This is a genomic window from Streptomyces sp. NPDC048257, from assembly GCF_043201855.1.
Classification (GTDB): domain Bacteria; phylum Actinomycetota; class Actinomycetes; order Streptomycetales; family Streptomycetaceae; genus Streptomyces.
In genome coordinates this window covers 752,612-767,527 of record NZ_JBICZI010000001.1, presented here as the reverse complement: position 1 = coordinate 767,527, position 14,916 = coordinate 752,612, and the positions used below count along the sequence as shown (strand labels likewise).

9 protein-coding genes and 1 riboswitch are annotated in these 14,916 nt (G+C 69.9%); of the genes, 7 read left to right on the top strand and 2 right to left on the bottom strand.

Going from position 1 to position 14,916, the window contains the following annotated elements; all coding sequences use genetic code 11:
- Positions 1-775: 775 nt before the first annotated feature.
- From ACGFZK_RS03570 to ACGFZK_RS03560, 3 genes are read left to right on the top strand one after another with little or no spacing between them, the layout of a single operon-like run.
- Entirely contained in the window at positions 776-2,377 is a 1,602-nt protein-coding gene (locus ACGFZK_RS03570; RefSeq protein ID WP_393847154.1) for an MDR family MFS transporter, read from the top strand.
- A gap of 7 nt (positions 2,378-2,384) precedes the next feature.
- Positions 2,385-4,058, top strand: coding sequence for an FAD-dependent monooxygenase (locus ACGFZK_RS03565; RefSeq protein ID WP_393847153.1), 1,674 nt, complete (start codon positions 2,385-2,387; stop codon positions 4,056-4,058).
- Between the two features lie 12 nt (positions 4,059-4,070).
- Positions 4,071-4,883 carry a class I SAM-dependent methyltransferase gene (locus tag ACGFZK_RS03560; RefSeq protein WP_393847152.1) on the top strand — a complete coding sequence of 271 codons (813 nt, stop codon included), beginning with the start codon at positions 4,071-4,073 and terminating at the stop codon, positions 4,881-4,883.
- Positions 4,884-5,099: 216 nt separating this feature from the next.
- Here the strand turns inward: ACGFZK_RS03560 and ACGFZK_RS03555 are convergent, their stop codons facing one another.
- Positions 5,100-5,501, bottom strand: a complete 402-nt coding sequence (locus ACGFZK_RS03555) for a DUF1992 domain-containing protein (protein WP_393847151.1) — start codon at positions 5,499-5,501, stop codon at positions 5,100-5,102.
- Positions 5,502-5,977: 476 nt separating this feature from the next.
- Entirely contained in the window at positions 5,978-7,393 is a 1,416-nt protein-coding gene (locus tag ACGFZK_RS03550; protein ID WP_393847150.1) for a short-chain fatty acyl-CoA regulator family protein, read from the bottom strand.
- Positions 7,394-7,783: 390 nt separating this feature from the next.
- Here ACGFZK_RS03550 and aceA point away from each other — a divergent pair, with 390 nt between their 5' ends.
- The 4 genes from aceA to metE all read left to right on the top strand — a co-directional run bounded on the left by aceA (position 7,784) and on the right by metE (position 14,541).
- A complete protein-coding gene (gene aceA / locus ACGFZK_RS03545; protein WP_393847149.1) occupies positions 7,784-9,067 on the top strand; it encodes an isocitrate lyase in 1,284 nt (427 codons plus the stop codon).
- Between the two features lie 124 nt (positions 9,068-9,191).
- On the top strand, positions 9,192-10,790 hold the full coding sequence (gene aceB, locus ACGFZK_RS03540; RefSeq protein WP_393847148.1) for a malate synthase A: 1,599 nt from the start codon (positions 9,192-9,194) through the stop codon (positions 10,788-10,790).
- The gene (locus ACGFZK_RS03535) at positions 10,787-11,671 is read left to right on the top strand and encodes a 3-hydroxybutyryl-CoA dehydrogenase (protein ID WP_393847147.1); all 885 of its coding nucleotides are present in this window, start codon (positions 10,787-10,789) and stop codon (positions 11,669-11,671) included. Before aceB ends, ACGFZK_RS03535 begins: the two co-directional genes overlap by 4 nt.
- A 198-nt stretch (positions 11,672-11,869) precedes the next feature.
- A riboswitch (cobalamin riboswitch) is annotated at positions 11,870-12,021 on the top strand.
- A 195-nt stretch (positions 12,022-12,216) separates the two neighbouring features.
- On the top strand, positions 12,217-14,541 hold the full coding sequence (gene metE, locus ACGFZK_RS03530; RefSeq protein ID WP_393847146.1) for a 5-methyltetrahydropteroyltriglutamate--homocysteine S-methyltransferase: 2,325 nt from the start codon (positions 12,217-12,219) through the stop codon (positions 14,539-14,541).
- The last annotated feature ends 375 nt before the right edge of the window (positions 14,542-14,916 follow it).

The following is a 14,916-nucleotide window of genomic DNA, read 5'->3' as shown; positions in this document are numbered from 1 at the left end:
AGAGGCAGGCTGCCCCAGAGTTCCGGCTGCCCCAGCAGATCCTCGGTTCGATGGTGACGCAGGATATTCGCGAAGTAGGGAGAGTCCTTCCGTGCGTACTCGAGCTGAGTGCGCATGAGATTCCGTTGTCGCGCCGCAAGTTGTTCTGCGGGCAGTCCTTCGTTCTCCTCCAGGAAGTTGTAGACCCCCAGGATGGAGGATTGTCCGGCAATCATCCGGTCGCGTATGACGTCCAATGAAACCTGCTCCTCCGCTGGCTGATGGGATCCAGTATTGGTCGCGGCTCACCCATGCTCTGCTGCGCATCCTGGCCGGGAAACGACATCGCTTGCGTCTTTGGGAAGAGACGTCCGCTCGGGTTCCGTGAAAGAGTGACGGGGGCGGCGTGGAAGCCCGGCCCCGGAACAGTTCCCCATGTCGGGCGTCACGTCGGGTGGGATCGCCGCCATCGGTTTCGCCGGCCAGGGGCGGGAAGGTCCCCTTCCCTTTCCTTAAGGGCAGCCTGAATTCATTGATGATTCGGGTGTTGAATTTCGGATCGCGTGGCGAACTCTTTGTGTGGTTTCGTTCTGGTTCGTCATCTTGCCACCCCTCCTGTCCTCAACTGTGCCGGTAGGTGATGGTCGCCCTTCGTAGGCAGAGATGCCTGGGTGCGCAACCTGGAAGCGGGAGCGTTGGGGCTGCGCCGTTGGGAAGTTGAGCCGAGCACGACCTTCCGACAAGCTGGCGGGAGGTCCGTCAGGACGTGTTGGCAGGGGAAAGGAAACCGTTACGGATGAACGCTGCGACGACGACTGAGAAAGAGCCAATCGGTCATCTGCTCACCCCGGTATGGGGTTTCATTCTGGCGATGACGGTCTCGGCGCTTGATGCGACCATTGCGGGAACAGTTACTCCCACCATTGTCGCGGAGTTCGGCCGTGTCGAGTTATCGGCCTGGGTTTTCGGCAGTTATATGCTTGCGCTCACCGCCTTGTTGCCACTGTATGGAAAATTTTCCGACCACTTCGGTCGCAAGCGCATGATCAATATTGGAATCGCCATCTTCCTGGTGGGCTCCATCTGGTGCGGATTCGCCCGGAGCATGCCCGAACTGGTCGCGGCGCGCGGGCTCCAGGGGGTGGGCGCAGCCGCGCTCTTCCCCATCGGAATGGCAGCCATCGGCCTCCAGTTCCCGCCGCGACTGCGCAGCCGGCTGCAAGGCGTTTTCGCCTCGGTGTTCGGCCTGAGCAGCCTGCTCGGCCCGCTGGTGGGCAGCGGAATCGGTGAGTACGCGGGCTGGCGCTGGGCGTTCTTCATCAACCCGCCGCTGCTGCTGCTGGCCGCCTGGCTGATCCACCGCAACTACCGCGAGCATCAGACCGAGGCCTCCGGGCAGAAGGTCGACATCCTTGGCGCCGTCCTCATCACGTACGCCATCGCCGGAGTGCTCTACGCACTCTACGAGGCCGGCGAGAACCGCGATCTGGGGGAGTGGTCCGTGTGGGCGGCCCTGCTGACCGGCATCGCCGCGTTCGTCGTCTTCATCGTCGTCGAGCGGCGCCACGAGTCGCCGATCATCCCGCTGACCCTGTTCTCCAACAGCGCGCTGAGCGCCGCGTTCGTCGTGAACTTCGTCATCGGCCTGGTGATGTACAGCGCAATCTTCTTCGTCCCGGTCTTCGCCCAAGGCGTGACGGGCGGCTCGATCGGGAAGACGGGACTGACCCTCTTTCCCTTCCAGGTCGCCAGCATCGTGGGCAGCCTCGTCGCGGGTCGCGCCATCTTCAAGGCGGGCATCCGGAGCATGGGAATGCTCTCCATGTTCCTGCTCGCGGCCGGCTTCGGCCTGTTGATGACGATGGACACCCACACCTCGGCGTGGGTCACGGCGGCCTACACGCTGCTGATCGGCGCGGGTACCGGCGTCGGCCTGCCGGTCCTGATGATCGCGGTCCAGTCGGCGCTTCCGCCGCACCTGATGGGAATCGGCTCGTCCATCACCCAGCTCGCGCGTGAGTTCGGCGGCATGATCGGCGTGAGCATGCTCGGAGTCCTCCAGTACTACCTCTTCGTCAACGAGACCGAGCAACTCACGGGCCAGGCCGCGGAACTCGTACGCGAAGCCGGCCCACGCGGCGTCAGCGAAATGCTCTTCTCGGAGCAGTCCGCCTTCCCCGCCGACCTCGTCGAGCTACTCCGCTCCGGCCTCAGCTCGGCTCTGACCAGTGTCTTCATGGTCACCGGCATCATCTGTGTGCTCGGCATTCTGGTGAGCACCCGGATGGCCAAGGAGATGCGCCGTCCGGGCCCGCCGCCCGGAATGCGGCCCCCTGGAATGCCGCCGGCCGACGTACCCGCTCCCGGGGGCGGTTCCGCCCCCGCGGGCCACCAGTGAGGAACCCATGACGGACATCCACGTCCCCACCCGCGTCCCGGTACTCGTCGTCGGCGGTGGCACCGTAGGCCTCGCCACCGCTCTCTTCCTCGGCCGGCACGGTGTGCCCGCGCTCGTCGTGGAGCGGCAGCCCGGACCGATGCCGCACCCCCGCGCGCTCGGCGTCAACGAACGCACCATGGAGCTCTTCCGCGAGGCCGGTCTGGAAGAGGCCATCCGCGCCGCATCCGTCCGGCCCCGCACCACGGTGTGGAAGGGCTCCGTGCCCACCCTGGCGGAGTCGGCGTTCCCGCCCGGCGGCGGCCAGTTGGACTTCCGCAACCCGGCCCTCGCCGCGGTGACCCCGGTGGAGGTGGCGGGCAACTGCCCCCAGGACCGGATCGACGCGCTGCTGCTGCCCGCAGCCCGCGCAGCGGGCGCCACGGTGCGCTACGGCACCGCCGTGACCTCGGTGGAGTCCCGGGCAGACGGCGCCGTCGCCCGGTTGGCCGACGGCAGCACGGTGCACGCCGACTTCGTGGTCGCCGCCGATGGGGCGTCCAGTACCGTGCGCCGCGGGTTGGGCATCGGCGTGGAGGGGCCCGGCGTCCTCGGCGTACCCAAGATGAACATCGTCTTCCGCGCCGATCTGTACGGGCGGTTCGGCAGCGTCCCGTTCATGACCGACATCACGGCGCCGGGCGCGTGGGCCGTGCTGATCACCGTCGATGCCGAAGAACGCTGGATGCTGCACGTCGACTTCGACCCGGAGGCCGGCCAGGGCCTCGAGGACTTCACCGACGAGCGCTGCGAGGAGCTCGTACGCGCCGCGATCGGCCACCCCGAGGTCGACGTGGAGGTCCTCAGCACCGCACCCTGGCGGCTGACCGCCCAGGTCGCCGAACGCTTCCGGGAGGGGCGGGTCTTCCTGGCCGGTGACGCGGCCCACACCATTCCGCCGCTCGGTGCCTTCGGAATGAACGCGGGGATCGCCGACGCCCACAACCTGGCCTGGAAGCTCGCCCAGGTGCTGCAGGGTGGGGCCGCGGACCTGCTGCTCGACAGCTACCATGCCGAGCGGCACCCCGTGGCCGTCTTCACCCTGCAGCAGGCCATGCTCCGGCTGCGCCACCCCGCACTGCACTGGAACCCCTTCGCCGGGGCGCAGCGCCAGGAGGCGGGGATGGTCAACACCCCGGTCGTGCACCTCGGGTACCGCTACGACTCGGCCGCCGTCGTGGATCCCGGCCCCCGACTGCCCTCCAGCGAGGACGTCGCCGCGTGCCTGGACGGTTCCCCCGGATCACGGCTTCCGCACCACTGGGTGACCCGCGTCGGCGAGCGCCTTTCCACCCTTGACCTGGCGGCAGCCCGCTGGACCCTGCTGGCCGGCCCCGGCGGCGGAGACTGGTGCGAGGCGGCTGCCAAGCAGGCCGAGGAGGTCGGCCTCGACCTTGTGGCCCACCGTATGGGAGGCGACGGGGCGGAGATCCAGGACCCCACGGCCGACTGGGGCGACGTCGCCGGTACCGGCCCCGCCGGCGCACTCCTGGTCAGGCCCGACGGTTTCGTGGCCTGGCGCGCACAGGGCGCCGTGCCGGACCCGGGCCAGACCTTGGCCGCTGCGCTGTCGATGCTGCTGGGCCACCCGGCCTGCAAGGAAACCGAGGTGCACAGTGACACCCGGTCCGCCCCCTCCTGAGGAGTACACGTCATGGAAGCAGTTTCCTACACCGCTCAGTGGACCGCCGCGGCCCGCGCGCTCGAAACGGAGCGACCCGACGCGCTGTTCAACGACCCGTACGCCCGCACGGTCGCCGGCGACATGGGCTTCGAACTGCTCAAGCGGTACGCCAGCCCCGTCACGGTCGACTATCTCGCGCTGCGCACGGCCTATCTCGACCAGGTGCTGCTGAACACGCTGGAGAAGCACGACATCGACCAGGTCGTTCTCGTCGCCGCCGGCATGGACACCCGTGCCTACCGGCTCGACTGGGGCACTGAGGTTTCCGTCTTCGAACTCGACCGCGCCGCGCTGCTGGACGTCAAGGCGGACCTGCTGGCTGATGCGACGCCCTCCGAGGGACTGACGCACATCACCGTCGGTGTCGACCTCGCAGGTTCCTGGGAATCGGCGCTGCGAGACGCGGGCTTCAACACCGACGCGCGCACGCTCTGGATCGTCGAGGGCCTGTTGTACTACCTGGAGGAGACAGCTGTACGCGGACTGCTGGGCACCCTGGCCAAGCTCTCGGGATCCGGGGCCAGGGTGGCCGGCGACCTCATCAGCGCCGCGGCACTCAACAACCCGGTGGCCCGACCGTTCATCAAGGCGCTCGAGGAGGACGGAGCACCTTGGCTGTTCGGCACCGACGCACCTGAGGAACTGCTCCGGGAGTGCGGCTGGGACACGGAGGAGATCAAGCAGCCGGGTGAGGAAGGCTCCGGCCGCTGGCCCTACCTTGTACTGCCGCGCCAGGTACCGGACGTGCCGCGCAACTTCCTGTTCACGGCGAAACTGCGCTGACGCGACGGTGTCAGGTGATCGACGTGATCGCCTGAAAGTACCGGGCCGGTTGCGCTGGATGGCCCTGCCCGCCGAGTTCGGGTGGTGAAGGCCGCCCACCACCGCCGGCGCCCGGCCCGTCGACGGGCCCGGCCGGCGAGCAGCGGGCCCCGCCCGCAGGTGCGGCCCGGACCACGAAGTCCGGGCCGTCACCTTCGACGGGGCCCGCTCGATGTCCTACTCGGTGCGGGACTTGCGCCACGCTGCGAGTACGTCTTCGATGTCGAATTCGCAGAGCATGAGGGGCGGCCCCGGCGGGGGCATGCGCAGCGCCGTGCGGATCTTCTCGTTGATCTCGGTGAGGATGGCCCGCACCTGACGCTCGGAACGCGCCGTGTGGACCGCCCCCATCGCGTCTTCTACTTCCTTGCGAAGTGCGAGTCCGGGTGGCAGAGAGGCGAATCCCTCGCGGTGCATCTTGCCTTTGATCCACCACATCTCGTCGTACGGTGCGTCAAGAGAGGGTAACGGCTTCCCCCAACCCGGTAGGTTCTCGAAGTCGCCGCGGTCGCTGGCTTCCCTGATCTGGCGGTCCACCCAAGACTCGAAATCCACACCAGGTGGCTTGCGGTCGGTCAAGGCCCCTCCTCGGGTCTATTTCAGACTTGTTCGACGTTCTGTTTCATGACTTTCCGTCAAAAGGGTTCCACACGGGCCCCCTTGTATTCCAGTGCAAGCGTATAGCCAGGCTTCGGGGATTTACCCGTGGGGTCGTTTCTGTTTGTCGGACAGGTGTGTTGCGCCGGTCGGATGCGGTCGTTTCACACGTGGCTGGGATTCGGTATCCGAATTTCTCCGCCAGCGCGGGCATCGGCGAGGGGGGTTCGCGTTGTCGCCGACCGGGATCGCGGCGACCCGCGGGCCGGACATCAGGATGATGCCTCTTCAGGCCTCCCCGTCCCAGGTGTCGAAGTACGCGGGAAAACCAGCACGGCGGGCGGCTTCGACGGAGCCGTGCGTGGTCGCGTCCTGGCATCAGGTCCCGCCACTCGGGCGTGGTCAGGGCGCGTACCTGGTCTTGCCCGTCGGGGTCCACAGCCGGAGCTCCTGGGGCGTCAGTCGCGGCGCGGGGCGGACGTGTCCGCGACGGGATAGGGGACGAAGGTGCTGCTGTTCTCGTCCACGGCCAGCACCCGGCCGAGCGGGGGTACCGCCCGCTGGGGGCAGTCGAGGCGTTCGCAGAGCCGGCAGCCCATCCCGATCGGGGTGGCGGCGGCCGTGTTGTCCAGGTCGAGCCCGTCGGCGTACACCAGGCGGGAGGCGTGCCGGATCTCGCAGCCCAGCCCGATCGCGAAGGTCTTGCCGGGCTCGCCCCAGCCGCCGCGGTGACGGGTGACGGCCCGGGCGGTCCACAGGTACCGCCGGCCGTCGGGCATGGCGGCGACCTGGACGTGGATGCGGCCCGGGGCGGTGAAGGCCTCGTAGACGTTCCACAGCGGGCAGGTGCCCCCGGCGCGGGAGAAGTGGAATCTGGTGGCGGACTGCCGTTTGGACATGTTTCCGGCCCGGTCCACCCGGACGAAGGAGAAGGGGACCCCGCGCAGCCTGGGGCGTTGCAGGGTGCTGAGCCGATGGCAGACGGTCTCGTAGCCGAGACCGAAGTGGTCCGTGAGGCGCTCGATGTCGTAACGGAATTCCTCGGCCGCCTGGTGGAAGGCCCCGTACGGGAGGATCAGCGCGGCCGCGAAGTAGTTGGCGATGCCGATCCGGGCCAAGGGGTGTGCGGCCGACCCGGCCGGGAAGTCCTCGGCGGCCAGCCGGTCCAGTTCGTTCCCGTACTCGAGGAGGGCCAGCTGCGTGGCCATCCGGAACGCCTGCTGGCCGGGGCGGAGGCGGTTCGACAGGTGCAGAACGCGCGCCCCGGCGTCGTAGTGGTGCAGCCGGTCGGAGTCCGGGGCGATCCTGACCCCGTGCCGGTCGGTGAGGCGGTGGGTCAGGGCACGGATGACGTCCCCGGGGCGGATGCTGATCTCGCGGGCCAGTGCCTCGGCGGCGAGGTCGGTGTCGTGGAGGTAGTTCTGCCGGCGGTAGAAGAACTCGCGGATCTCCTCGTGGGGCGAGCGCGGTGCCTCCGCGACACCGCCACGCCCCTCGGCCGCATCCGTCAGCCGCTCCGCGAGGAGCTGGCTGCGCCGGCCCAGGTCCAGGAGGACGGAGGCGACCGCAGGCATCCGAGTGGCGAGCTCGGCCAGGTCGGAGGAGGAGACGCGGGCTTCCGCGACCTCTTTGGCGAGGGCCTCGCGCAGGTCCGCGACCATACGGCTGGTGTCCCGCTCGGAGAAGAAGCCGGGGTCCACCCCGAAGGCCTCGGTGAGGCGCAGCAACACCGGGACGGTCAGCGGGCGGGAGTCGTGCTCCATCTGGTTCAGGTAGCTGGGCGAGATGCCCAGCACCCTCGCCAGGTCGGCCTGCGTCATCCGCCGCTCCTCGCGCAACCGTCGCAGCCGGGCTCCCGCGTACGTCTTGCTCACCGGACTCCTCCACCGTCGGACCCGTCGGACGGGCTCCGCCAGCCTACGGGGACCTGACTCGTCAGTAACCTTCGCAAGCTTGGCAATTTCAGCCTCGAAGATTCGCAAACCTTGGCAGCCGTACCTCCTTGATGGCACCCGGTGCCAGTGTCAGAGTCAGTCCTGCGGCCAGCCGGAACCGGTGGCCGGGATGGACCCCAGACCTTCGATTCATGCCCTGATTTCGGTGATCTGGCCGTCCGCTCCCGGCAGATCGGCAGCATTGCTCAGCTCCGGCCCACGGGCGGGTTCGGCGGCCGCACCCCTCTTTCTCAGGCACAGAGTGTCAATGCGTTGATCCCTGGCGGGGGCATTGGCAAGACAAGCGACGCGACGGAAACGGTGACGGTCATGGCAGAGGCGAACAAGGCGGCGGCCGAGCAGCTCAGGCAGCGCTGGGCGGACGACCCGCGCTGGGCAGGGATCGAGCGCACTTACACGGCCGAGGACGTGGTGCGGCTCTCGGGCAGTGTCCGCGAGGAGCACACCCTGGCCCGGCGCGGCGCCGAGCGGCTGTGGCGCCAGCTCCACGAGCAGGACTACATCCACGCCCTGGGCGCGCTGACCGGCGGCCAGGCCGTCCAGCAGGTCCGGGCCGGGCTCCAGGCGATCTACCTCTCCGGCTGGCAGGTCGCCGCCGACGCGAATCAGGCCGGGCACACCTACCCCGACCAGAGCCTGTACCCGGTCAACTCGGTGCCGCAGGTGGTCCGCAGGATCAACAACGCCCTGCTGCGCGCCGACCAGATCGCCACCGCCGAGGGCGGCTCGGACACGACGGACTGGCTGGCCCCGATCGTCGCGGACGCCGAGGCCGGATTCGGCGGCCCCCTCAACGCCTTCGAGCTGACCAAGGCGATGATCGCGGCGGGTGCGGCCGGCATCCACTACGAGGACCAGCTCGCCTCCGAGAAGAAGTGCGGCCACCTCGGCGGCAAGGTCCTCGTCCCCACCTCCCAGCACGTCCGCACCCTGAACGCGGCCCGTCTGGCGGCCGACATCGCGGACACCCCGACCCTGATCATCGCCCGCACCGACGCCCTGGCCGCGACCCTGCTGACCAGTGACGTGGACGAGCGGGACGCCGAGTTCTGCACCGGCGAGCGCACCGCCGAGGGCTTCTACCACGTTCGCAACGGCATGGCCCCGGTCATCGCCCGCGGCCTCGCCTACGCCCCGTACGCCGACCTCATCTGGGTGGAGACCGGCACCCCGGACCTGGCCCAGGCCCGCGAGTTCGCCGAGGCGATCCATGCGCAGTACCCGGACCAGATGCTGGCCTACAACTGCTCCCCGTCCTTCAACTGGAAGGCGGCGCTGGACGACGACCAGATCGCCAAGTTCCAGCGGGAGCTCGGCGCGATGGGCTACCGCTTCCAGTTCATCACCCTGGCCGGCTTCCACTCCCTCAACCACGGCATGTTCGACCTCGCCCGCGGCTACGCCGAGCACGGCATGACCGCCTACGTCGACCTCCAGGAGCGGGAGTTCGCCGCCCAGGCGCAGGGCTTCACCGCGGTCAGGCACCAGCGTGAGGTCGGCACGGGCTACTTCGACCTGGTCTCCACGGCCGTCAACCCGGCCTCCTCCACCACCGCGCTCTCCGGCTCCACCGAGGAAGAGCAGTTCCACTAGGAACCTCTGCCCCCGGAGAGTGTCCTGCCGAGCCCGGCCCGGCATCCTGCCGCTCGCCGTCCGACGGCGCCCGAGGGCCGTCCCCCTCGGGCGCCCGCCGCCCCACGCTGAGGAGAAGAACCGCATGTCCGTCACGCCCCTGATCAGCAGCGTCCGGGTTCTCGGTGCACCGGGTGAGCGCCACGAGGAGATCCTGACCCCCGAGGCCCTGGAGTTCCTCGGCCGCCTCGACGCGGCCTTCGCGGACCGCCGCTCGGAGATCCTCAAGGAGCGCCGCCGCCGGTCCGCCCGCCTCGCCTCCGGAACCCCGCTGGATTTCTCCCGGGCCGCCGCAGCCGTCCGCGCCGACACCGACTGGCAGGTCGCCGCGCCGGCGCTCGGTCTGACCGACCGCCGAGTGGAGATCACCGGCCCCCCGGAGCGCCGTATGGCGGTCAACGCCCTGAACTCCGGGGCGAAGGTCTGGATGGCCGACTTCGAGGACGCCACCGCCCCGGCCTGGGCCAACGTCATCGGCGGCCAGCTCACCCTGCTCGACGCCATCGAGCGGCGCATCGACTTCACCACCCCCGAGGGAAAGGAGTACCGCCTCGGGCAGGACCTCGCGACCCTCATGGTCCGCCCGCGGGGCTGGCACCTGACCGAGGAGCACCTGGAGATCGACGGCCGGCCCGTGTCCGCGTCACTCGTCGACTTCGGTCTGTACTTCTTCCACTGCGCGCAGCGGCAGATCGACGCCGGGTACGGCCCGTACTTCTACCTCCCCAAGCTGGAGAACCGTTACGAGGCCCGCCTCTGGAACGACATCTTCGGGTACGCCCAGGAACTCCTCGGCATCCCGCGAGGCACCGTCCGCGCGACCGTCCTCATCGAGACGATCACCGCCGCCTTCGAGATGGAGGAGATCCTCTACGAGCTGCGCGAACACAGCGCCGGTCTGAATGCCGGCCGCTGGGACTACCTCTTCAGCCTCATCAAGACCTTCGGGCACCGCACCGACTTCCAGCTGCCCGACCGGGCCGCCGTCACGATGACCGCCCCCTTCATGCGCTCCTACACCGAACTCCTCGTCCGCACCTGCCACCGACGGGGCGCTCATGCCATCGGCGGCATGGCCGCCCACGTTCCGAGCAAGGACCCGGACACGAACGTCGCCGCGTTCGCGAAGGTCCGCCTCGACAAGGAGAGGGAGGCCGAGGACGGCTTCGACGGCTCCTGGGTCGCCCATCCCGGACTCGTCCCCGTCTGCCGCGAGGTCTTCGACGGCGTCCTCGGGTCCCGGCCCAACCAGCTCGAGCGCACCCGAGAAGACGTCGAGGTCACGGCCGCCGACCTGCTGTCCGTCCGCAGGATCGCCGCTCCGCCGACCTCCGAGGGAATCCGCTCCAACGTGGCCGTGGCCGTGCGCTACTTGGACGCCTGGCTGCGCGGCAGCGGCGCCGTCGCCCTGAACGGCCTGATGGAGGACGCCGCCACCGCCGAGATCGCCCGCGTTCAGATCTGGCAGTGGCTCCGCCACGACCGGGTGGATCGGGGGACGGTCACCGACCTCCTCGACGCCGAATGCGCGGCCCTGGAGGCCGAGGACCCGCAGGCGCTGGTCCTCGAAGCCCGCGAGGTCTTCGTCGACACCGCGCTCTCGGTGCACCTCCCGCCGTTCTTCACGCCCGAGGCCTACAGCCGCCACCTGGTCCGCCGCGCCCCCGCGCAGGTGAACGCGTGAACCCCGTTGCGCAGCCGGGCCGGATCCGGCGCGTCGGAGTCGTCGGAGGAGGCCAGATGGGCGCCGGCATCGCCGAGGTGTGCGCCCGCGCCGGACTCGACACCGTCGTCGCCGAAGCGGATGCCACCGCGGCCCGCGCCGCTGGGCAGCGGGTGGCCGTCTCCCTGGAACGCGCCGTCCAGCGCGGCAAGCTCGACCGGCTCTCCGCCGAGGACGCCCTGGCCCGGCTCGTTTTGACCGGAGACCTGGAGGACCTCGGCGATCGGCAGCTCGTCATCGAGGCCGTCACCGAGAACCCCGAGGCCAAGACGGAGATCTTCACGGCCCTCGACAAGATCGTCGCGGACCCGGACGCGATCCTCGCCACGAACACCTCGGCCATCCCGATCATGCGGCTGGGCATGGCCACCGGGCGTGCGGACAGGGTGGTGGGCCTGCACTTCTTCAACCCCGTCCCCGTGCTGCCGCTGGTCGAGGTGGTCTCTTCCCTGCACACGTCGGCGGACACCCTCGCCGCAGTCGAAGCCTTCGCCCGTGATGCTCTGGGGAAGACCACGGTCCGATCCCAGGACCGGGCGGGTTTCGTCGTCAACGCGCTGCTGATCCCCTACCTCCTCTCGGCCATTCGCATGGCCGAGTCCGGGTTCGCGAGCGCCGCCGACGTGGACGCCGGCATGGAGCTGGGCTGCGCCCACCCGATGGGACCGCTCAAGCTCGCCGACCTGATCGGGCTCGACACGGTCGCGGCGATCGCCGATTCCCTCTACGAGGAGTTCAAGGAACCGCTCTACGCCCCGCCCCCGCTGCTCCAGCGGATGGTGCAGGCGGGGCTGCTGGGACGCAAGAGCGGCCGCGGGTTCCACACATACGGCCGGGGCTGAGGGTCCCGGCAGGTCTCCGGGCTGAGGGTGCGCCGGAGGCACGCATGACGGCGGGGGTGCGGCGAGTGGTGTCGCCGCACCCCCGCCATGTCTCATTTCACCGTCCGCTATCTGGATGACTCTGTCCATTCTCCAGTTCGGCGCCCTAGGGTGGACCCCGCAGCTGGTTCGCCCCCGTCCGCCAGGCGGGATGCGTCGTAAGAGGGAACCCGGTGGGAATCCGGGACTGCCCCGCAGCGGTGAGCGGGAACGACCGCCGTCATACGCACTGGGACCGGAACCGGTCCTGGGAAGCGACGGCCAGTAGGTGTCTGCCCGAGTGGCCGGCGTGCCCGCGAGTCCGAAGACCTGCCCGTTGCCCGTGCGCGGACGATTCCGTGTGCGGTTTCCCGGTGACCTCGTGGGCGGGTCGGCGTGCTTCAGGCGGATCCTCCCCGTCGCGTACCCAGCTGTACGTGACCCCGGCGGTCCGCCCGTTCCGGCACCCCCCTCGCGCCCTCGGCCCCCACCGGGTCCATGGAGACACGCTCGCGAAGGAGAGTTCCGTGACCACCGAGTCCGCAGCCGCGGCAGTACAGGCCACCGTGTACGGATACCCCCGCCAGGGCCAGAACCGCGAACTGAAGAAGGCCGTCGAGGGCTACTGGAAGGGCCGCGTCACCGCCGACGCCCTCCGGGAGACCGCCCGCGACCTGCGCCGCACCAACTGGGCCCAGCTCACCGAGGCAGGCATCAGCGAGGTTCCGACCGGCGACTTCTCGTTCTACGACCATGTCCTGGACACCACGGTCATGGTCGGCGCGATCCCCGGCCGCCACCGGGCCGCCGTCGACGCGGACGCCCTGGACGGGTACTTCGCGATGGCGCGCGGCACCCAGGACGTCGCGCCGCTGGAGATGACCAAGTGGTTCGACACCAACTACCACTACCTGGTCCCCGAACTCGGGCCTGACACCGTCTTCACGGCCGACCCCGCCAAACAGGTCGCCGAGCTGAAGGAGGCCCTGACCCTCGGCCACCCCGCCCGCCCCGTCCTCGTCGGCCCGGTGACGTACCTCCTCCTTGCCAAGCCGGCGCCCGGCGTTGCCGCCGACTTCGAGCCGATCACGCTCCTGGACCGGCTGCTGCCCGTCTACGCCCAGGTGCTGGCCGAGCTGCGCGCGGCCGGCGCCGAGTGGGTCCAGCTCGACGAGCCGGCCCTGGTCCAGGACCGCACCCCCGCCGAACTGGGCGTCGCCGCCCGCACCTACCGGGAGCTCGGCGCGCTGACCGAGCGCCCCAAGCTGCTCGTGGCCTCGTACTTCGACCGCCTCGGCGAGGCCCTGCCCGTCCTGGCGAAGGCGCCCGTGGAGGGCCTCGCCCTCGACTTCACCGACCGCGCCGCCGCCAACCTCGCCGACCTCGCCGCAGTTGGCGGCCTGCCCGGCAAGCGGCTGGTCGCGGGCGTGGTCAACGGCCGCAACATCTGGATCAACGACTACCAGAAGTCGCTGAGCACCCTCGGTACTCTTCTCGGCCTGGCCGACCGGGTGGACGTCGCCGCGTCCTGCTCGTTGCTGCACGTCCCACTGGACGCGGCCGTCGAGCGCGACATCGATCCGCAGGTCCGGCGCTGGCTCGCCTTCGCCCTGCAGAAGACCGTCGAGATCACCACGCTGGCCCGTGGCCTTGCCCGGGGCGCCGGAGCGATCACCGCCGAACTCGCCGCGAATCGCGCCGACCTGGCCGCTCGGGCCACGTCACCGATCACCCGTGACCCTGCGGTCCGGGCACGCACTGAGGCGATCACCGATGCGGACGGCCGCCGCGCCCAGCCGTACGCCGATCGCACCGCCACCCAGCGGGCCCACCTGGGATTGCCGCTGCTGCCGACGACCACCATCGGGTCGTTCCCGCAGACCGACGAGCTGCGGGTGGCCCGCGCCGACCTGCGGGCCGGCCGGATCGACACCGCCGGGTACGAGGAGCGCATCGAGGACGAGATCCGCGAGGTGCTCTCCTTCCAGGAGAAGACCGGCATCGACGTCCTCGTGCACGGCGAGCCCGAACGCAACGACATGGTCCAGTACTTCGCCGAGCAGCTGACGGGCTACCTCGCCACCCAGCACGGCTGGGTGCAGTCGTACGGCACCCGCTACGTACGGCCGCCGGTCCTGGCCGGGGACATCTCCCGCCCGGAACCGATGACCGTCCGCTGGACGACGTACGCGCAGGCGCAGACGAGCAAGCCGGTCAAGGGCATGCTCACCGGGCCCGTCACCATGCTCGCCTGGTCCTTCGTCCGCGACGACCAGCCCCTCGGGGAGACCGCCCGCCAGGTCGGCCTCGCCCTGCGCGACGAGGTCAACGACCTGGAGGCGGCCGGGACCCCGGTCATCCAGGTCGACGAGCCCGCCCTGCGCGAAACACTCCCGCTGCGTGCCGACGGGCACGCGGCCTACCTGGCGTGGGCCACCGAGTCGTTCCGCCTCACGACCTCGGGCGTGCGGCCGGAGACCCAGATCCACACCCACATGTGCTACGCGGAGTTCGGCGACATCGTCCGGGCCATCGACGACCTCGACGCGGACGTCATCAGCCTGGAGGCGGCCCGCTCCCACATGCAGGTCGCGACCGAGCTCGCCGAGCACGGCTACCCGCGCCAGGCCGGACCCGGCGTGTGGGACATCCACTCCCCGCGCATCCCCTCGGCCGCCGAGGCGGCCGCTCTCCTGCGCAAGGGGCTGGAGGCGATCCCGGCCGAGCGGCTCTGGGTCAACCCCGACTGCGGCCTGAAGACCCGTGGTTGGACGGAGACCCGGGCCTCCCTGGAGAACCTGGTGGCCGCGGCTCGCGAGGTCCGTACGGAGACCGGTAGCGCGACCGTCTGATCTGCATTCGGGCCGGAACGTCCGTCTCCTGATGTTCCGGCCCGGTTGCGTCCCCATCCGGGGGGTGTGTTTGGATGCTCCTTCAACTCGTCCGGTGTCCAGGGACCTTCAACGAGCAGACCCCGGGGGAACGATGACCGCCAAACGCGTGCCGCAGCCCGTCATAGGTCAGGTCCGGGCGGACAGTGACGACCTGGGTCACGATGCCCGGGTAAGGGCCTCAGTGGAAGCGCTTCTCGGTGATGCGCACCAGAGGGTCGCGCGGGCTCGTCGAGTGGGCGGCGTACGCGCCACGCCGGCGCGTCCTTCCCGGGAGGCCCGGTAGCCGGTCGGTGCGGAAGGCCGCCCGACCGGCCACCGGGTGGCTTGGTTGGA